The following is a 19,726-nucleotide window of genomic DNA, read 5'->3' on the forward strand; positions in this document are numbered from 1 at the left end:
TAATGCCTAACATCTTGTATAAGCCATTGCTTGGTTCTTACAAGTTTCGAAAATATTCCCTAGATTAGACCAAACGAAAAAATTGAGCCTGGGGTTTTGGTGGCTCGAGCCCGGCCAGAGGTAAAGGCCAACGCCACGGGCCAGGCCAGCTACCCACGCCTGTGCATAGCCTTACCGTTGTAGCCAATTGAGCAAATGAAACTTAATCTATTCAATAAGAAAACTGTTCATCTTTATGATGATCTCAAACCAGGACCTCGAATCGACGCTTTAATGGTTGAGTTTTTAACTCCCGTTCTTGAACCGAAAGGGTTTAAATACTTGAAGTCAAAAAGAAAGTTCAAGAAAAAAGGAGAGTTCTTTGATTTTCATCTTAGCTGGTTTGGAAGGAAATATAACGAAGGAAATAGAAGCGTCGAGTTCGATATATTCATTAATTCATTTTCTCCGAAATACCGAAAGTGGGAGACCGAATATTATAAACTTGAAAAAAATTGGGGAAATGCTATTGACGGAACAAGAGTAGATTATATTGATGGATGGGATAAAGAATTCTACAATTTAGGTTGGTATGATTTAGTAAAATATGACAATATCAAACTGATGGAAAAAGTCGTTGAGAATACCAAAAAGGCAGGCTTTAACTTTTTCCAAAACTATACTTCGCTCAATTCGGCAATAGAAAAACTAAAAGAGTATCCGATAAAAAACCTTGAACTAATAGTGGACTTCTATATCCTTCAAGAGAAATGGAAAGAAGCCTATGAGTTTTTCGAAAATAATAAGCAATGGCATGAGGAAGAAGAGAAGTCAGAAGGAAATGTCCCCAGTTCCCAATATTCAATAAATAGGAGACAACCTTTTGAATTAAGAAAAGAAAAATTAAAGAACTGGCTACAACATCAGGCTATACGCAAGCGCTAAAATTCTGAAAAGTTTCAACTATTTCCTCTATATTAACCCCCATAACAAAACCAACGCTATGTGACTCGCTGCCCTGGCCCCGGCCAGAGGTAAAGGCCACCACGCAGCTTGATCCCCTCCCCCGCAACGGCTCATACACCGAACGTTAGCAACAAGCTTTAAATCCTCCCTCTTTTTTATTACGTATATTATTATTAATTTTACACGTAATACCTTTTTATCATGGATAAGAAACTAACTTTAAGTCTGGATAAATCAATTATTGAAAGAGCTAAATCTTACGCAAAAGAAAATAATATCAGCCTTTCAAAGTTGATTGAATCTTATTTGTCCTCACTAACCAAACCATCTTCAAAAAAAGAAGAAATCTCTCCTTTAGTTAAAAGCTTAAGCGGTGTCATTAATTTAGACCAAGACTTCGACGAGCAAAATGATTATACCGACTACTTAATCGAGAAATATAAATGAGTCGCATTTCGATAGACACCAATGTTATAATTGACTTATTGGCAAAAAGGGAGCCTTATTACAAAGACGCTGCGACATTATTTACTCTCGCCGATGAAAACAAAATCACACTGGCTATTTCTTCTTTAACTTTCGCTAATACGAATTACATTCTTGCTAAACTGACCTCTGTTAAAAAATCACGTGAAATTTTAAGAAAATTTAAAGTCCTTATTGAGATCCTAAATCTTGATGACAAAATAATTGAACTCGCTTTAAGCGATACGAATTTCAAAGATTTTGAAGATGGTTTGCAATATTATTCAGCAATAGAAAACGATATTGAGCTTATCATAACACGTAATAAAAAAGACTTTAAAGGCTCAAAACTTCCTGTTCTGACATCCAAAGAATACTTGGCTAAAAAATAATGACAATGGCTAACATCAGCTATAAAGCATTGCTGCATCCTACACCGTTTAGAAAATATTCTTAAATTGAGCGTCTAAGAACTAACATGAAGCGTACCGCATTCATTGTTGTTCTGAGCCTTGCCAGAGGTATCCCGAAGGATCGGGAGCCAACGCTCGGCTCGATCCACTCACCCACCACGGGTCATACACTTACCGTTATGCACAAGCGAGAAAAAGACACGTTTACCAAAAAACATAATATCCTTATCTTTGAATAAAGCCCAATATGATGGATCTTCAATCTCGAAAAATAGAATTTATCCAGGAGTTCCTTAAACTTCAAAGTGAAGAAGCAATTTCTAAGTTGGAAAAACTTTTGAAAAAAGAAAGGAACTCAGCTGAAGAGAATGAAATGTCTCCTATGTCCATCGAAGAGTTCAACAAAAGGATTGACCAGTCTTTAAAAGACTCAAAAGAAGGTCGTGTAAAATCAAGCAAAGACCTCAAATCTGAAATCGATAAATGGGCTTAGAAATTTAATGGACCCCCTTCGCTACAGACGAACTCAAATCTATTTTCGACTATCATAAGGAAAAAGCAGGCCTTAAGGTTGCCCGGAAAATTGTGAACGGCATTTTCGAAGAGACTACTAAATTAGAAGGTCAACCAGAAATTGGCCCTGAGGAACCTCTACTTAAAGACCGGATTTTAAACTTCAGATACCTCGTTCACAAGAACTATAATATCATTTACAGAATTGATTTATCGAGAAATAGAATTGAAATAAATGATGTCTTCGATACCCGTCAAAATCCTGAAAAAATGAAAAGAGAAAAGTAAAAGCCCGTGCATAACAACATGTATAAGACATTGCTTCTCTCCTAGAACTATCGAAAATATTCATTAGATTAGACTAAACGTAAAAGTTGAGCCTTGCGTTCCAGTGACTCAAGCTTTCAGCCGTCAAGGCCCCTGCCTGCCGGCAAGTAGACAGGGTCTCATACACCAACCGTTAGCACAAATTTGAAAATGAATACGAAAATCAATTCTTTTAAAAACTTCATTGAAGTCATATGTGACAAAATTAAAGGCGTGAAATACGGCAAAAAAACTATTGTGGATTTGGAATTGAACAATGAAACGACTTTCAACAGATTGAAAACTATCGTTTCCGAACTTGATAATCGTTGTGTTTTGAAATTTTATGATGCTTATTTTGGATTACAGCCTAATCAATTACCTGTAACTCTTGGGGATTCAGGAGCATTTACAGAAGTTCGTAAAGACAAAACTGAATTTAAAGCGAGACTGGGCAATCACGGAGGGTATAAATTTAATGGAAGATGGATAATATTATCGGAACAAGAATTAATTGAACGAATTTATAAAAGTCGAATGTTTAACTCTGAAAAAATGACACTGGAATCTCGATTAATCCGAAAACAATGGCGAAAAGTAGAAAACGGAAAAGCACTATATGAATTTCACCATGACATTACTGATAAACAAAACTTGGACTCACATCGGCTATAGCTCATGCCTAGTGCAATACTTCTAAAAAAGAAAAAGAAATCATGAACTCAACCAGTTTATTAGTTTCCATCGGACGCATCAATCAACCCGCCGGCAACGGGCCATAGCCCAACCGTAAGCAATAAAAACAGAATGCAAATGAAAAATCTATTAACCTTTTACATCTTTATTTTAGCACCGCTGGGAATTTTATTATGGTTGTATAAATTCGACTTGATTAATGGAGATTTATTTGTTGGACTTTTAGTTTTTTACTCATTAATCTACCGCACTTATACTGACGGAAAAAGACTTGCTGATAAAAAATAATTTCCAAAAAAGATATTTGGAAAATGATAATTCCGGGAAATCGATTAGAGCATTTTTTAGAATTATATCTGAAATAAACTTAACTGAATAAAAAAACGTGCTACAACACTGACCATACCCACCTGCCTGCCGGCATGCAGGAGGGCTACATCCCTGTAAGAATCAGACTATTTTCTTATATTGAACTCCTATAACAAAAATGAAGCGTCAAGTTTTCAATGTAGCTCTGAGCCCCGGCTCCCGAAGCGTCGGGATAAAGGCCAACGCCACGGACTCAGAACAAGCTTCCATAAACCTTCATAGCTAGACCATCACCTGTAATCTTGAAAAACACAAGCCTGAATAAGACAATGAATAATCTGAATGACCTAAATATTGATCAAGAAATTTTGCCTTTATTCGATTATTCCTTGAATATATTCACAAAAAATAAAATTCTTGAGATTCTTAAAAACCCATTAAAGTCAACAGAAGAAATATCTGAACGTCAAAATATATTAAAAGGCTACTCCCTTAATAGTAAAATATTAAATGACTATTCTTACACGGTTTTATATCTAAACGAAGTCTACTATTTCCTGAATGATGGAAAAATAGATGACTTATCTCAAAACCGACTTAAATACAAATTGTTTGGATCCAAACAAGAAAAAGCAAGATATATAAGTAAGTTCAATCAATTGATTCTGTTTTTCCATCGATTGGAGTCCAGGTATTTCACCAGGCTAAAATTAGCGTCTTTCCCAAAGGAGTATGCTTCAAATATTAGAAGAATAATACAGTTCTTTTCAAAATTCAACCTTCATAAATATGAAGGCTTAATCCGAGAAAAAAGATTAAAGAATAACCACATAATTGAGCTGACTCAAATAATCAATTCGTTAAGACAAAAGAAATTATTGAAACCTTTTTGGGAAGATTTTTTTCTATTCGAGGCTTACCTATCAATTAGTTCCGGAATAACTAAGCATAATTTTTCCTATCCGACCTTTACTGAAGGTCATATTAAGCTTCATAATTTTTATCATCCATTACTAGAAAATCCGGTCAAAAACAATCTTGAAACCAGTAGTAACGTAATCGTATTAAATGGTCCGAATATGTCCGGAAAATCAACCTGCCTTAAGGCTATTAGCCTTTGTATTTATTTTGGTCATTTAGGGGTTGGTATACCTGCATCCGAAGCAGAAATTCCTTTTTGCGATTATTTTTCCATAGAAATAAACAGAAGAGATGATATTTTAAATGGTTATAGCCACTTCATGACTGAAATTCTGAATCTAAAAAACGTAGCTGTACAAGCAACAAATGGAAGAAAATGCTTTGCAGTTTTTGATGAGCTATTTAGCGGGACTAATGTAGAGGATGGCTTAGAAATTTGTAAGACAACAATAAATGGATTGAGTAAATTCGTTAATTCATACTTCTTTATTTCTACTCACATTCAAGACCTGAAACATTTTTCAAACGGTCAAATAGAAAACTATTATATCGATTGTGAATTGACTGAAAATAAGCCAACTTTTAAATATCAACTTAAAAAAGGATGGTCGGAGATAAAAGTTGGTCGAATTTTATTTGAAAAAGAAGGATTGAATAAACTGTTGAATTAAAAAAGTCAGCAGGTAAAACTGGTTATACCCACACACCTGCCGGCAGGCAGGAGCACTACATTCCTATTAAAATTATACTATTTTCTGTATCTTGATAAATATTAAAAACCAAAGCTATCATGCTTGTTGCCCTGGCCCTTGCTCCCTAAGGATCGGGATAACTGCCAACGCCAAAGGCTTGGAACACCCTCACACAAAGCTTAATACACTAACCGTTAGGCAAAAGCTGAAAAAATGAACATAAAATCAACATTCCTTCTAATTTTTACCATATGTTTTATCCCAGCAGCTTTTGGACAAAATGAGTTGAAAATAGAGAAATCTGAAAACGAGAGACTAGTTGAGGTCTTGAATAGTTCTGAACTAATCGGAGAGAATAGAGCGAGTTATTTGTCTGTTAGAATTTACAAAATTGATAATGGAAGTGGAAGCGCTGGAATCCCGGAGGGACACGAGGTTTCTCATAATTTACTCATTGCAGTTTCCGAATTTGATGAAGAACCGAATCAAAATCTTTTCGAAGTCGGTCCATTCTACAATCCAAAGTTTATAAAATGGAATGATATAAAAGAATATGAAAGAGAAGTTCAAATTGAATATGGCAGTTATAGCAGTCGCAAGGATGTAATACTAAAAATAAACATTAATGGACTGAAAGTGGTAAAATAAAGCTATTTGCCAACATTGCTATCCCCACCCACCTGCCGGCAGGCAGGAGCGCTACATTCCAATAAGGATTAGACTATTTTCTGTATCTTGATCAGCATTAAAAACCAAAATTATTGTACTTGCTGCCTTGGTTCTTGCTCCCGAAGCTCCGGGATAATGGCCAACGCCACGGGATCAGACCCACACACCACAATACTTCATTAACCAACCATTAGCATTCATGAACCATATAATCAAGCATTTCGAAAAGATAGCCAACCAGGAGGGTGGAAGTTTCTCCCTGACAGATCGAGATATTCCCAATGTCGACTTAGCTATCCGAAGCCCTCATACCATTTTCTATCTAAAAATAGTTTATAAAAACTGTTTGATATCAATCAAGAATACGGTGGGTACTGCATATGCAGCAAATACCTTTTGTGAACTTAAAAATTGCACCCTAATGCAATCGTTCGAAATCAATGCCAGAGAGGATATTTTCCGATTAATATCTATGAGAGACAGGTATTTTAAAACCAAGGGAGATGATAAAAAAACAATAGAAGAAATTATGAGTCTTCCGACTTTCAGGCATATCGAAAAATTGGTTAAAACTACCAGGTTCGAACCTACCATAACCGGAAAGCCTGAAGAAAATTCATTCGTAGTGAAAACGACCTATCATCTTCAAATGGATGATTGGCAACATTTTATAGATCCTATTATAAAATTCTATAAATCATTAATAGATAAATACTCTTCTTAGAAAGTAAAATCACGAATACTAACACCGTGTATAAGCCATTGCCCGGCTCCTACAAGTTTCGAAAATATTCCCTAGATTAGCCGAAAGTAAAATTTTTATCCTGTTAATGAAATAAAGCTTAATCGCCATTTATAGCAGTATAATCACGAAGTATCAAGTATTCCTATTGGAATAAAAAGCCCGGATCTTACTCCTCATGATAGCTAAAACCGTTGCCCTGAATAACCTGATTACCGTATGCATAGAAGCTTCCTGATTGTATTGTCTTTTTTATTGTGCACCCTGACTTCAGCACAAATCACTTTAACCCATAACGTCGGCGGAAATGCGGTAAGAACCAACATGTCTTCATGCGAGTATGCTCAATCCTGGGCAAGAACCTTCACGCTTTCTGAATTTAATATTTCTGAGACCCAAAAATTTTCCATCAACTCCGGTCAGGTTGCCATTTATAATTCCGGGGGCGGAGCAAGCATACAATTTCGTGTTTACCAAATAGACTCAAATTTCCCTGACTCTTTTTCAATAACGACCCTGATTGGCAGTAGTCAAAAAGTAAAACTTCCTGTTATTGGCGACGTTCCGGAAATTATTGATGTCGCATTTCAGAATCCGATAGTGATTCCTGACGGAACAGAACGGATCATGGTGGAGGTCAGAAAGTTTTACGATATCAATAATCACGACGAATCTATTGCGTACATTTCCGGAACAGAAAACGACAATGATATTTCCTGGTACTGGGGTTGTCATGACGTATACGCCTATACCAATACCGCAGAACTCAGTACCCCCGTACCAAACGCCAACTTTTTTATCAATATTACGGGAACGGCAATAGACACAAACCACCTGGGCCCTGAAATTCTTTTGACGCATAACGCCTGCGATGACGTTATCAAAACCCGACAGTATACCTGTAGCGGGGGAGGATTAAAATTTGGCAGAACTTTCGTCCTGGAAGATTTTGGTGTTTCAAACAATGAAGAATTTATCATAGACAGAGCACAGGTAGCCCTTTCTAGTGTCGGGGTCTGGGATGCGAAGATTCAATTTAATATTTATAGTATTGATGACAACTTTCCTGATTCATATTCAGAAGATGATTTAATCGGAAGCAGTCAGGTGATCTCCATACCGTATTTCGGTTCCGGAAACCACTCGAAACCCAAAGTATTTGACATCGTATTCGGAACCCCTGTTGTTGTGCCTGCACATGTTGATAAAATTCTTGTGGAGGTATTTAATCTGGGAAGCGCAAGTTCCTCCGGATATATTTTTATCGCAGGAGGGGTTCAGAATACCGGTGAGTCCTGGCTGCGTTCAGAATCAGGAGGATGCACCCCCTATAAAGAATATATTTCGGTTGAAGATCCTGACATTAACTATTATATCAACGTAACGGGGAATACCCGTCACGTAACAAACAATTTCGAGATTAACACTTCGAATATTTGTTCAGAATTCTTAAAAGAATTTACGCTGGAGCCTATCGCAAATGTTGCTTCCGTGGTATGGGATTTCGGAGATAATGCCTCAGGCATAAACAATTTTTCTGAAGATCTTTCTCCTTTTCACGATTTTACTGCCAATGGCACCTATACCATTACCGCTACAATTACCGCACAAGATGGCAGTACAGAGGTGCTATCAGAAATAATTGACGTCATTGAACCCCCCAATGCCTATGTCATCGATAACATTTATGCGTGTGAAGATATATCAGATACAGGGATTTCCTCTGGTTTTGATATTTCTGAAGTAACCGAAAGGGTCCTGGGGGGTCAAAATAATATGAAAGTCACTTATATTGATGGTCTGGGGAATCAATATGATAGCCTGCCCAATCCCTATACCAATAAAGTAACCGACCGAGAGACCATCATTGTCAGGGTAGCCCACAGGGATCAGCCCTGCTGTTATTCTGAAACGACCTTTGATCTGATTGTCCAGTCCACTCCATCGATTTCTGCCGTTCCCGATCTTTATTCGTGCAGCAATGAGACTGACGGATTTTCCACTTTCGATCTCCAACAAGTACAGAAAAACATCCTGACGGAAAGTAATGCGGCCTCTGTCCGGTTTATTCGAACCAATGGGAATCTTATACAGCCTCCTTTACATTCGGTTGAAAACAAAATTGCCAACGAAGAGGTGATTAGAGTACAAGTCTTCAACGATCTGAATGCCTGTTACACTGAGTCTTCGTTTAAGTTGGTGGTCAACCCGCTTCCGCTTGCTCATGAACCAGTAGCATTAATTGGTTGTGATGATAACAATGACGGCATATCTGAGTATTTCGACACCTCAGAAATTGAATCTCAGGTTCTGAATGGTCAAATGGGAATGACAGTATCTTATTTTGATGAATACGGTAACGAACTGCCCAGTCCGCTTCCAAATCCTTATACGAATAGCAAAACATATCAAGAGACTATAACGGTAAGAGTAACCAACGAACAAACGTACTGTTTTGCTGAAACCCAACTGGTATTGCGTACATCCGAACAGCCCCAAATCAACGAACCTCTTCCCGTTTATGCCTGTAATGCAGGGGAAGGATATTCCAGCTTTGACATTTCTCACATCAAAAATCAGATCATTGCTGATCAAACGGGTTTAAAAGTTCGTTTGTTCACCGACGACGGTTTAGAATTACCCCAACCCCTTCCTGAAAATTTCGAAAACACCACTCCCTGGAGTCAAACCATCTTTGTACGGGTAGAAAATGAATTAAACGACATTTGCTATGCTGAAACAAGCTTTGATCTGTTTGTCAATGAAGCGCCTTCCTCTGCTCTTCTGGAATCGAAATATGTAATATGTGATCTTGAGCCTTCCAAATCTGTTGAAATAGAGAAAGATTTCGACCACTACCAATGGGTGTACGAGAACAATGAGGTCATCTCAACCAGCTTCAAAGCAGAGTTAGTCGAAGCCGGAACTTATTCTCTTACCATTGGTAAAACCTTAAATGGATTGTATTGTGAAAACAGGTATGAATTTGAATTAATCCGGTCTGAACCACCAAATATTCTTGAGATTCGAAAAGGTGAATTATCTGATAATAATTTCATTGAGATCATTGCTACCGGTGACGGAGAATTTGAATATTCCGTTGATGGAATCACATTTCAGGAGAGCAATTATTTTCATGACCTTCGCGGAGGTAATTATGTGGTGATAGTGCGGGACCGGAAAGGCTGCGGTGAAGATAGCAGGCAAATCAATTTGGTAGACTACCCGAAATTCTTTACCCCCAACCAAGATGGGAAACACGATTACTGGCACATTTATGGAATTGAAGAATTCCCAAATTCACAAGTTTTTATCTATGACAGATATGGTAAATTGTTAGCTCAATTAAGATATAATGATGTTGGTTGGGACGGATTTTTCAATGGAAGGGAAATGCTTTCTAATGATTACTGGTTTAAGGCCAATCTTGGTGAAGGCACGATTTTTTCCGGTCATTTCACCTTAAAAAGATAAAATTGAAAATCATCAACAGGTAGTTTACCGGTCATTCAAAAACGACTACGACCTGGGCTACCCTTCTGTACTATGCTCCTCAGGTAATCCCATTACTACCCCATGTGATTTTGCAAAACCCGACGCAAATCTTACCGGGATACCGACCATACAGTCTTAATGCTAGCTTCTATAAAAACCCGTGTTAAACTATGACTATGAACTTACAGAATTTAGAAAATATTCATATATTAAGCTTCGAAGAATAATATACGATGTTGCGTTTCAGCGCTGTTCTAAGCCACATAACTCCGCTTCTTAGCCTGACAGCTGTGGTTCATTGTTAAAATCAACATCAATAAAAAAACCTGATGAAAAGAGTATTTAGAATTACTTCCATACTATCCATCTCACTGTTCTTTTTACTATGGATACTCAGTAAAACAACAAGCATAAGTATTTTTGATAATGCTGATGTAAGGCTTGTTCTGGTTTTATCATATCTATTCATATCAATGAGATATTATCAGATTGAGGTTCGGGAAAAGAATGAGTTAATTGAAAAATTGAACCATCGATTAAGTGAAAGAAAATAAAAGCTACTCCATCAAAAGCAGAAATTAATACAACGATCTTACAAGATCGTGTATAAGCCATTGCTAGGTTCCTACAAGTTTCGAAAATATTCCCTAGATTAGACAAATCTTAAAAGTTGAGCCTGGCGTTTCAGTGGCTCAAGCTACCAACCGCCAAAGGCCAACGCTCAGCTTGATCCACTCACCCGCAACGGCTCATACACCAACCGTTACAATCAATATGAGAAAAATGCTATTACTTCTATTAATGATTTCATCTTTCAGTTATGGACAGACGGAATACGATAAACACGATAGGCTTATTTCCGAAGCGAATACTTTGAGAAAAAATGGAAATTGTGAACAGGCAATCGAAAAATATAAGAATGCGCTTGAAATTTTAATACCAAATTCAAGCACGCCATTTTTTAATTTGGCAGAATGTGCGCTAAACCTGAATAATTTAACTCTTGCTGACGAATGGATTAGAAAAGGTGTTTCAGTTGGCGGAGCTCCGAAAAGTTATTTAAAGGATTACAAAGGCTTTACCGATATTCAAGAAAAAGAATTTTACAAACAGATAATTTCAGATTATAACAAACTACGTCAAAAATACTTCTCGTCAATTGAAGATATTGATTTGTATTTGGAAATAGAAGAATTAACAGCAAGAGACCAATTCGTAAGAAAAACAGGAATGTATTTGGATGGCTATAGCGAAATTGATTATCAAAATGCCGGAGATGCTTTTTTTAAAGCACAAAAAGAAAATGATACAATAAAGGTAAAAGAATTAAAGAAAATTTTATTTCACAAAACAAAAGAAGAATACAAGAAAACAACTTCTGACCTAATGAAAAGAGTTGACTCTTTGAACGTTGCAAGATTGATGGAAATAACCGAACAACACGGTTGGCAAGAAAGAGCTTGGATTATATTATGGCATCAAAGAGGAACATACGGAGAAGATAATTACGTATGGAATTATTTTAAACCTGTAATCGATAAAGAAATTGAAGAAGGAAAATTAAGTAGAAATTTTTGGAGTGCTTTTGAGCAATTTAAAGAAATGATGAAAAGTGGAAATTTTGGAACAATTCAGGTTGGAGAAAAACCGAAAAAGGAAATTAAGATTAAGAAAGAAAAAAATTAAAAGATAAATACTGCTTGTAACAATGGCTATAAGCCAATGCTTGGCTCCTACAAGTTTTGACTATTTTCCTATATTTAAAATCATAACTAATATGAGCCTGGCAACACAGTGGCTCGAGCCCGGCCAGAGGTAATAACCCCTGCCTGCCCGCAGGCAGGAACGCTTGGCTCGATCCACTCACCTGCAACGATGCCTGCCTAACGCCAGGTAGGCATGGACTTAGAGCCTTACCGTCGTGAGTAATTGCAAAAACTCTTCTTCAAAAATGAGAATATCAAAACTTTACACCGGGATCCTCCTTTTCCTCAGCATATCCATACAAATCGAAGTCAATGCCCAAGTAAAGTCAAATGAGCTGCCACCCAATCAATACCATGCAATTGAATTTCATGGAGTTAAACTCTCTGAATTAAAAGCAACAAATGGAGTAATTAATGAAATGCAAAAGCTTTTAGCAATTGATAAAGTATGTGAGGGTGGCATTGAAATTGGTGAAAAATGGAGATCCTTCTATACCAGTGATGGCTTGATAATATTCTTCAATGGCTTATCAGAGAATCAAACTCCCGAAATAGGCAGGTTAGAATCAAAGTCGATATCTATAGATGGGAAACGGGCTAAAATTGGAGATAATATTGAAACATTGGGCCCAAATTTGGTTATTGGCAATCAATATGACGGTTATAATTATTATAAATTTACATTAGGTAACGCTGATTGTTGCCCCATCTCCATCAAAGTTGATTCAAATACCAACAAAATAATCGAAATCTTATATTTTGTTCAAACTTAAACAACTAACCACAACACCGTGTATAAGCCATTGCTTCCCTCCTACAAGTTTCGAAAATAATCCCTAAATTAGACAATACGTAAAAAATGAGTCCAGTGTTCCAGTGGCTCAAGCTAACAGCCGTCAAAAGCCCCTGCCCTACGGACGGTATTACCACAAAACTTAATCCACTTACTCTCAACACTGCCTGCCTAACGCCAGGTAGGCTGAGGCTCGTGCACCAACCGTTAGTGGCAATGATGAAAAAACACCTGTTCATATTATTAAGCTCGTTCTCTCCAGTGAGAAAAACATCCATTAAACGAACTTTTCAATCACAGAATTGGCTGCGAAGTTTTTGTTGTATGCTGCTAAATTAAAGAAGCATATAACAACCAATTTTGATAAACATTATAACATGGAAAAACTCAGAAAAACAATATATTATATTGTAGCCACAGCCACAATAATTCTAGCGGTATGCTCCCTCCTCTCCATATTAAGAAATACAGAAAGTCGATTCTTAAAAATGCTCGATTTTTCCAGAATACAATTCTTTATTGCCTCTATTATCAGCCTGATCCTGTTTTTAATAGTTGCAAAAAGATGGCAATGGCACGATTATCTTCTGGTCTTAGGTTTAGCCGGAGGACTGATCATTAACGGTAGCTATCTGGTGAATTATACAACTATAGTTTCCAAAACAGTTCCTACAGCATCAGAAGAAGATGTATCACCTGATAACCAAATCAGTATTTTATTGGCAAACGTAAAGATGACTAATCGGAATGCCCAACCATTTTTAAATTTAATCCAACTTAAAAATCCCGATATAATTATTGCTATGGAAATTGATGATTGGTGGGATCAACAATTGGAACAGATTGAGACAGACTACCCGTATACACAAGAAACCATCAATAATGTAGCGTATGGGATGACCCTATATAGCAAATCCCCTTTGAAAGACGTTGACGTAAATTATTTAAATAACGAGAAAGTACCCTCTTTTGAATGTACTATTCAGCTTAAAAACGGAGAGGACATACTTTTATATTCAATGCATCCGGTACCTCCTAAGCATTCTGAATATTTCCCGGACAATGAAGGTCAACAAGAGACCGCAATGAAAACACTCGGCAAAAAAATCAAAAACAGTAATTTACCCATAATAGTCGCCGGAGACTTTAATGATGTAAGTTGGGGGGCAACCGACGAACTCACAGAAACAAATGACTTGCTAAATGATGTAAGAGTTGGGAGAGGTTTTTTCAATAGTTATAATGCAGAGAATGCTTTGATGCGCTGGCCTTTGGACCACATATTGGTTACCAAAGAATTTCGAGTAGTAAAATTAGAGCGACAGTCTGATATTGACTCTGACCACTTTCCCATATATATCGAATTGGTGTTACCAACAGGTTTTCAATCAAAGTAAACAAAGAAAAACTTTTTGATTGGAATGTTACCATATTGGCAGGCCCGGTAGTTGCATCTGCTCCAGATCCGGAAGATACCTCAATTACTGCAGGTGGATTTTGAGCTTTGACAGGAACATTGAGCTGAAAAAGCTCTGCATGGTAACCTGATCCCCAAAAAGAAATGAATACATTCAAATCCTAATTCGAGTAGGATTTCAGTTAGTTTGATCCTATAAAGCAAGGAATGACACCTTAATCATTCCCAACAAAATTGGCCCTTCCAAAAAATCTTCGATTCACGAAGTTATTGAGATTCGAACCAAACCGGTAATTAAATCCAAATCTCGTATCGATGTTATAAGCTGAGGGTAGGTTGACTCTCCCGCTCAAAATATCCTGTTCGGTGAAATCTCCGGATGCGAGGTAAATCTGGTCCTTTACGTAGTTGCCTTCTGCCCTTACATAAAAAGAAAAATTCCCGGTGACACGGACTTCTGCCCTGATATTCAAACCTGTGGACCAAAAGCTAAAATCATCCAGATAATTTCTAAGACGATATCCCAGCTCCAGGTTTCCCCAACGTTTATTTAGTCCCAGACTAGCTCTCAAACTATGGAGGACCCTGGTTTCTTCAATAGCACCGTAAATCGTTTCGTCGACATAATTATTATTTCTGACTTCAACCCCATAGTTCACTCTTAGAAATCTGGAATTCTGCACTGATTCCGGAAAAAAATTGTACTCTACAGCTGGTCTGAAGCTGCTTTGAAACTTATAATTAAGGCGGGTGTTCTGACGACCGGCAATATCATATCCATAAGACCATTGGGGGGTGAGTGACTTTACAAGCTGGTGACTAAAGCCAAATTCTGAAATATCAAAATTATTCTCAACTTCATCGATGAACTGGTTACCGTCTTCATCAAGAACCGGATTGCCATTATCATCAACTCTAGGTACCTTTTGAATCGTTCTTCTCAGCCTTTCATCTATTCTCCCGGATATGGATATTTTCCATTCATCGGTGATACGGTTAATATTGATGTCTCCGCCAAAATTGATTTCACTGCTCAATTCCTCTAATTCAATGTTCGCATCACTCCCCACATTAAAAACCCAGAAATTCCAGGGATCAACGTTTTCCTGTATTGTATCTTCCGGAATATCAGAGTCAGTCTTCATATTGATTTCGATCTCCTCTCCAACCTTGGTTTTTGCAACAAACGGTGCTAATCCCAATTTGATAAACCGAGTTAGTTTTTCCCGCACTTCAAAGTCGGTATCTGTCTGTTTATTATTTACATAAAGAGTGTCTGATCTTCCAGCATGAATGTTTTGTTGACCAATAAAAATCAGTTGATATTGTCTTCCACCTCCACCAGATCTGTTCGTGTTAATCAGCAGAAAGACATCAGCCTTTTGATTATCCCTATAGAAGTCAACGGCCGTAATTTCCGTTCGAATAAAATCCAAATCACAGCCTCCATCTCTTCGTTCACAACCATCGATAAACACCCCGAGTTTATTGGGAGGGCTGTAATTATCAATCAGTGTTTGACTGATTGCGGGAGAATGAAAGGAAAAAAATGTCAGAAACAATAGTAGTGGTATTATTCTCATTTGATTAGAGTTAATTCAGGTTGATAGCACTCTTAAGAGCCAGGTTAGATGCAAATTGTCAACGCTAGAATTGCTTTTTAACAATATTGTAAGAAAGAATTGAACTTTTTGCATGAAAAGCAAAGAAAATAATTATTGATTTTTTGCCAACAGCAAATGTAAGTAAATGTGGTTTGGTTTCTTTTTGGCAGGTGAACAGAGGTAAAGATTAAAAGGCCCCGATTATTCCAACTTAGGATAGAAAAAGATGAAAACGCTTAAATCACATACGAAGTAAAAAATGTTGCCAGCAAAGGGCTATAAAGCATTTCAGCATCTTACACCGTTTAGAAAATATCCTTAAATTGAACGTCAAAGAACCCGCATGAAGCATTTCGTTTTCACTGTTTTTTTGAGCCTTAGCCAGAGTTTAAGGTCCACGCCACTGGCTCAGAACAACTCATCACAACGCTTCATAGCCATACCGTTGCAACCAATTTTAAAAATCATCCTTTTTACTTGAAATCTATCCGCACGAAAAAATTAACTTCTCTTCAGAAATACGAAGTTCTTAATCTCTGGAACAATGAATATCCCGAGAAATTATTTCACGGCTCCATTTCTGATTTTGAAACATGGCTTGAAAGTTTAGAGAATCCATCATATATCCTCTTAATTGATAATAATCGGTCGATAAAAGGCTGGTATGTCGATTTCGACCGAGACAACGAAAAGTGGTTTGTAATTATCCTTGACTCAAAAATTCAAGGAAAAGGTCTTGGACGAATAATTCTTAACCTCGCTAAAGAAAATAAGCCTGTATTAAATGGCTGGGTCATTGACCATGATAAAGATCGAAAAAAGAATGGGGCGGTTTATAAGTCTCCATTACAATTTTATTTGAAAAATAACTTCCAAATTATTTCCGGTGAAAGGTTTGAGCTTGGTAAAATTTCCGCTGTAAAAATCACCTGGAAAAAATAAACTGGCTACCACATCGTGCATAAGCCATAGTTCGTTTCTTACAAGCTTAGCATATTTTCATTACTTTAGACCAATTGTAAAAGTTGAGCCTGGCCTACTCAGTAGCCCCCAGTTCTGCCAGCTCCGTACACCCTGCCTAAGGCCTGGTATGCAGGGGGCTCATAGCCTGAGCGTTGGCGGTAATCAAGAAAAAACTGAAAAATGCACAAAAGAATTGCAATTTTAAGAGGTATCAATGTCGGAGGAAAACGAAAAATCCTGATGGCCGATTTAAAATCAATGTTTGAGAAAATGAAGTTTTCGAATGTTCACACCTATATCCAAAGCGGAAATGTGTTTTTTGAATCGAAAAACGACATTGATAACATAGAATTGTCGAAAAATATAGAGGAAGCGTTAAAGGAGGCGTTTGGATTAGAAGTTCCGGTAATTGTAAGAACACCCAAAGAAATAGAGACCGCAATTAGTCAAAATCCCTTTTACAGGAATGATAGTGATATTGGCCATTTACACCTGACCTTCCTGAAGGAAGAACCAACTGATGAAAATCAGGATAAGGCAAAATCATACAATTACGAACCGGATAGATTTAAAATAAAAGGAAGAGATATATTTATCTACTGCGAAGGGAAATATCACCAATCGAAACTGACAAACAACTTTTTTGAGAAGAAGCTCAAAGTCGGTGCGACCACAAGGAATTGGAAAACTGTATTAAAATTATTCGAACTCAGTAAAAATTAAAAAAAGGCAACTTTTAATTGCTTCAAAAAATATCAACATTCAATCGATACCAGAAAAATTCGGGATGCTTTCATGAATCTATAAACTATCCTTTAGGTACCATACATGCTTCCCTGGCCCTTTCCAAAGCCTCAGGCCAACCAACCACAACTGCGCATAACCCTGCCGTTGTGCAACATTTAAACCAGAATCGTGAAAAAACACTTAGCAATACTCCTGATTAGCTTAATTGCGACCTCTTGCAAAGGACAAGCGAATGCAGAAACGGAAAGATCTGTTGGCGGGCCTTGCCAAGATTGCGAGGCAACTTTGGATTATCAAAAACTCAACATTGAGCCGAAGGTCATCGACACCTTACCTGGATTTCAAGACAATGAACCTAAAATTAAAATTACTGGTACTGTTTTTCAGAATGACGGAAAAACACCGGCGAAAGATATAATCCTCTACGTTTATCACGTTGACCGAAATGGAATCTACCAACCAAGCGAAAAACCTGTTGGTTGGGAAAAAACCCACGGACAACATCGTAGCTGGCTAAAAACAGGAACAGATGGAAAATTTACCTTTTTCACTTTCCGACCGGCATCATATCCTGAAGCAGAAGAACCTGAACACATCCATATCTATGTAAAAGAGCCGAATACCATTCCATATTATCTGGATAGCTACCTTTTTGAAAGCGACCCGAATTTGACAGAAGAAAAAATACAAAACCTAAAAAATCGTGGTGGAAACGGTATTGTAAAACTCGAAATGAAAAACGGTATTTGGACAGCAAACAGAGATATAATTTTGGGACTGAACATTCCAGATTACGAATAAAAAAACATCCCCCAACAATGACTTTACCCTAGTAGTCTTTTCTACGAGAATTAGCCCGTTTTCATATATTGAACTCCAGTATAAAACAATAAAGAAAAGATTCCTTCCAGGTTTTCGGCCTCCTTCCCTGCCTTCCGCAAAGCAGGAAAGTCAAAGTTCAAAAGGGCAGTCAGCGGCCCTTACCGCCCCCCTGTCAACCTGGCGTCAGGCAGGCAGGTATGCACAGCCTGATCGTTACAAGCATTGACTTCTGACGATTGTATTGATTGAAAAATGCAATCTTACTCCGGAATCGCCTTCCACGATATCGTACTGTCCGAATTTAGGCTACAATTAATACAACAGAAAAACCCAAAAGATTTCATTAAATTGATAAGAAATCTTCGACACACTTGCCGTATGAGATCAAAAACCTTAGTTTCCATTATAACGGCTTCCATACTTTTCTTTTCCTCCGGTAAAGCCCAGGAATCTTTAAAGTACGGAAAGTTCAATATGCAGAAAGATCTGTTACTGGTTCAGTACGATTGTAAAACCGATGTAGATGATCTCCAATCGGTGGCTGCTTTTGCAACACTCCTGTCTGATCCCAGATTTTCTAAAATAAATTATCATGCCGTTGCCGGTACTTATGGCATTCAGGAGGGATTATATGTACCCCCCAACGAATTATTTGAACTGGCTTTTGAAAATAACTTGTCAGATGCTCATGAAAATTTTGAAAACGCCGTTGCCCTTGTTAAAAAGATTGCAATAAGAACGCTCGAGAATAATGGTGATATTTGGATTGCAGATGCCGGTCAATCTGATTTTTCTGCCGGGCTGATAAAATCAATACAGACCGATTTACCTGAAATTAATACTTCTCAGCGCATTCACCTCGTACAGCACAGCGACTGGAATGAAGAAGTTACATCTCCCGCGTCTCTGGAATTTGTAAAGATCAACACTGATTATCACAAGATTCCTGATGGCAATGCCGTTGGAAATGGCACTCCCGGATTTCGATCTCCTGAATTCACCAATTTGAAAGAGAAATTAAATGACCCCGAATTGATTGGGATCTGGCAGTTAGCCATCGATCTGTCAAACAGGTATAATGGAAAAGAAGGCCGATATCACAATGAAGCGATTTCATCAGGCGGACTGGACTTCTCAGACCTTTCAGAAGTGTGCTGGATTCTGGGTTTAGACGACATTAAAGACACAGAACATTTTTTCAATCTATTTTCAAGGTAGCTACCATTCAATTTATACTGAACCCATGTGCAGTCTATTTCAAAACGATATATCAGGAAATTAAAGAATGACCCAAGCCAATAAGCTCTATACCATCAAATTCATTCATACCTTAATCTGGGCCTTCTTCGTTGCCGTAATATTTTACATCGTATATACAGGGTTTACAGATACGGTAACGATTTACACATGGATAGGGATCAGCTTAATTATTATTGAGGGTCTCATTTTATTATTGTTTAAAATGTCCTGCCCGTTAACTGTTGTTGCCCGCAAATACTCTGACTCAC

At 37.5% G+C, this 19,726-nt stretch carries 17 protein-coding genes and 1 pseudogene; 17 read left to right on the top strand and 1 reads right to left on the bottom strand.

Annotation, left to right across the window (positions count from 1 at the left end; all coding sequences use genetic code 11):
- Positions 1-195: 195 nt before the first annotated feature.
- The 13 genes and pseudogenes from K7R10_RS10680 to K7R10_RS10740 all read left to right on the top strand — a co-directional run bounded on the left by K7R10_RS10680 (position 196) and on the right by K7R10_RS10740 (position 14,062).
- Entirely contained in the window at positions 196-924 is a 729-nt protein-coding gene (locus tag K7R10_RS10680) for a hypothetical protein (RefSeq protein WP_224484700.1), read from the top strand.
- 222 nt (positions 925-1,146) lie between these two features.
- Positions 1,147-1,392, top strand: a complete 246-nt coding sequence (locus K7R10_RS10685; RefSeq protein ID WP_224484701.1) for a DUF6364 family protein — start codon at positions 1,147-1,149, stop codon at positions 1,390-1,392.
- Positions 1,389-1,802: a type II toxin-antitoxin system VapC family toxin gene (locus K7R10_RS10690; protein WP_224484702.1), complete on the top strand. Its 414-nt coding sequence runs from the start codon at positions 1,389-1,391 to the stop codon at positions 1,800-1,802. Before K7R10_RS10685 ends, K7R10_RS10690 begins: the two co-directional genes overlap by 4 nt.
- Before the next feature lie 268 nt (positions 1,803-2,070).
- On the top strand, positions 2,071-2,316 hold the full coding sequence (locus K7R10_RS10695; RefSeq protein WP_224484703.1) for a hypothetical protein: 246 nt from the start codon (positions 2,071-2,073) through the stop codon (positions 2,314-2,316).
- Between the two features lie 20 nt (positions 2,317-2,336).
- A pseudogene (locus K7R10_RS15350) lies at positions 2,337-2,624 on the top strand (type II toxin-antitoxin system RelE/ParE family toxin); the annotation flags it as partial.
- A gap of 189 nt (positions 2,625-2,813) precedes the next feature.
- The gene (locus tag K7R10_RS10705; protein ID WP_224484704.1) at positions 2,814-3,317 is read left to right on the top strand and encodes a hypothetical protein; all 504 of its coding nucleotides are present in this window, start codon (positions 2,814-2,816) and stop codon (positions 3,315-3,317) included.
- Between the two features lie 659 nt (positions 3,318-3,976).
- Positions 3,977-5,239 (top strand): MutS-related protein, encoded by a 1,263-nt coding sequence (locus tag K7R10_RS10710; RefSeq protein ID WP_224484705.1) that lies wholly within the window; start codon positions 3,977-3,979, stop codon positions 5,237-5,239.
- 234 nt (positions 5,240-5,473) lie between these two features.
- Complete coding sequence (locus K7R10_RS10715; RefSeq protein ID WP_224484706.1) at positions 5,474-5,908, top strand: hypothetical protein; 435 nt, start codon at positions 5,474-5,476, stop codon at positions 5,906-5,908.
- 442 nt (positions 5,909-6,350) lie between these two features.
- A complete protein-coding gene (locus tag K7R10_RS10720; RefSeq protein WP_224484707.1) occupies positions 6,351-6,653 on the top strand; it encodes a hypothetical protein in 303 nt (100 codons plus the stop codon).
- A gap of 237 nt (positions 6,654-6,890) precedes the next feature.
- A complete protein-coding gene (locus K7R10_RS10725) occupies positions 6,891-10,145 on the top strand; it encodes a T9SS type B sorting domain-containing protein (RefSeq protein WP_224484708.1) in 3,255 nt (1,084 codons plus the stop codon).
- A gap of 708 nt (positions 10,146-10,853) precedes the next feature.
- Positions 10,854-11,852: a tetratricopeptide repeat protein gene (locus K7R10_RS10730; protein ID WP_224484709.1), complete on the top strand. Its 999-nt coding sequence runs from the start codon at positions 10,854-10,856 to the stop codon at positions 11,850-11,852.
- 265 nt (positions 11,853-12,117) lie between these two features.
- On the top strand, positions 12,118-12,645 hold the full coding sequence (locus tag K7R10_RS10735; RefSeq protein ID WP_224484710.1) for a hypothetical protein: 528 nt from the start codon (positions 12,118-12,120) through the stop codon (positions 12,643-12,645).
- 397 nt (positions 12,646-13,042) lie between these two features.
- On the top strand, positions 13,043-14,062 hold the full coding sequence (locus K7R10_RS10740) for an endonuclease/exonuclease/phosphatase family protein (protein WP_224484711.1): 1,020 nt from the start codon (positions 13,043-13,045) through the stop codon (positions 14,060-14,062).
- A 235-nt stretch (positions 14,063-14,297) separates the two neighbouring features.
- On the opposite strand, the gene K7R10_RS10745 is transcribed toward K7R10_RS10740, so the two are convergent.
- The gene (locus K7R10_RS10745) at positions 14,298-15,665 is read right to left on the bottom strand and encodes a hypothetical protein (RefSeq protein WP_224484712.1); all 1,368 of its coding nucleotides are present in this window, start codon (positions 15,663-15,665) and stop codon (positions 14,298-14,300) included.
- Positions 15,666-16,163: 498 nt separating this feature from the next.
- Here K7R10_RS10745 and K7R10_RS10750 point away from each other — a divergent pair, with 498 nt between their 5' ends.
- The 4 genes from K7R10_RS10750 to K7R10_RS10765 all read left to right on the top strand — a co-directional run bounded on the left by K7R10_RS10750 (position 16,164) and on the right by K7R10_RS10765 (position 19,436).
- Positions 16,164-16,628 (top strand): N-acetyltransferase, encoded by a 465-nt coding sequence (locus tag K7R10_RS10750; protein ID WP_224484713.1) that lies wholly within the window; start codon positions 16,164-16,166, stop codon positions 16,626-16,628.
- Between the two features lie 201 nt (positions 16,629-16,829).
- The gene (locus K7R10_RS10755; RefSeq protein WP_224484714.1) at positions 16,830-17,372 is read left to right on the top strand and encodes a DUF1697 domain-containing protein; all 543 of its coding nucleotides are present in this window, start codon (positions 16,830-16,832) and stop codon (positions 17,370-17,372) included.
- A 192-nt stretch (positions 17,373-17,564) separates the two neighbouring features.
- Entirely contained in the window at positions 17,565-18,197 is a 633-nt protein-coding gene (locus K7R10_RS10760) for a peptidase associated/transthyretin-like domain-containing protein (protein ID WP_224484715.1), read from the top strand.
- A gap of 399 nt (positions 18,198-18,596) precedes the next feature.
- Positions 18,597-19,436, top strand: coding sequence for a hypothetical protein (locus K7R10_RS10765; RefSeq protein WP_224484716.1), 840 nt, complete (start codon positions 18,597-18,599; stop codon positions 19,434-19,436).
- Positions 19,437-19,726: the final 290 nt, after the last annotated feature.

The organism is Robertkochia aurantiaca (assembly GCF_020166495.1).
GTDB lineage: Bacteria > Bacteroidota > Bacteroidia > Flavobacteriales > Flavobacteriaceae > Robertkochia > Robertkochia aurantiaca.

Excerpts from the sequence above, each read along its gene's own strand:
- K7R10_RS10680 (WP_224484700.1), top strand. The coding sequence starts at position 196 with ATGAAACTTAATCTATTCAATAAGAAAACTGTTCATCTTTATGATGAT.
- K7R10_RS10685 (WP_224484701.1), top strand. The coding sequence starts at position 1,147 with ATGGATAAGAAACTAACTTTAAGTCTGGATAAATCAATTATTGAAAGA.
- K7R10_RS10690 (WP_224484702.1), top strand. The coding sequence starts at position 1,389 with ATGAGTCGCATTTCGATAGACACCAATGTTATAATTGACTTATTGGCA.
- K7R10_RS10695 (WP_224484703.1), top strand. The coding sequence starts at position 2,071 with ATGATGGATCTTCAATCTCGAAAAATAGAATTTATCCAGGAGTTCCTT.
- K7R10_RS10705 (WP_224484704.1), top strand. The coding sequence starts at position 2,814 with ATGAATACGAAAATCAATTCTTTTAAAAACTTCATTGAAGTCATATGT.
- K7R10_RS10710 (WP_224484705.1), top strand. The coding sequence starts at position 3,977 with ATGAATAATCTGAATGACCTAAATATTGATCAAGAAATTTTGCCTTTA.
- K7R10_RS10715 (WP_224484706.1), top strand. The coding sequence starts at position 5,474 with ATGAACATAAAATCAACATTCCTTCTAATTTTTACCATATGTTTTATC.
- K7R10_RS10720 (WP_224484707.1), top strand. The coding sequence starts at position 6,351 with ATGCAATCGTTCGAAATCAATGCCAGAGAGGATATTTTCCGATTAATA.
- K7R10_RS10725 (WP_224484708.1), top strand. The coding sequence starts at position 6,891 with ATGCATAGAAGCTTCCTGATTGTATTGTCTTTTTTATTGTGCACCCTG.
- K7R10_RS10735 (WP_224484710.1), top strand. The coding sequence starts at position 12,118 with ATGAGAATATCAAAACTTTACACCGGGATCCTCCTTTTCCTCAGCATA.
- K7R10_RS10740 (WP_224484711.1), top strand. The coding sequence starts at position 13,043 with ATGGAAAAACTCAGAAAAACAATATATTATATTGTAGCCACAGCCACA.
- K7R10_RS10745 (WP_224484712.1), bottom strand. The coding sequence starts at position 15,665 with ATGAGAATAATACCACTACTATTGTTTCTGACATTTTTTTCCTTTCAT.
- K7R10_RS10755 (WP_224484714.1), top strand. The coding sequence starts at position 16,830 with ATGCACAAAAGAATTGCAATTTTAAGAGGTATCAATGTCGGAGGAAAA.
- K7R10_RS10765 (WP_224484716.1), top strand. The coding sequence starts at position 18,597 with ATGAGATCAAAAACCTTAGTTTCCATTATAACGGCTTCCATACTTTTC.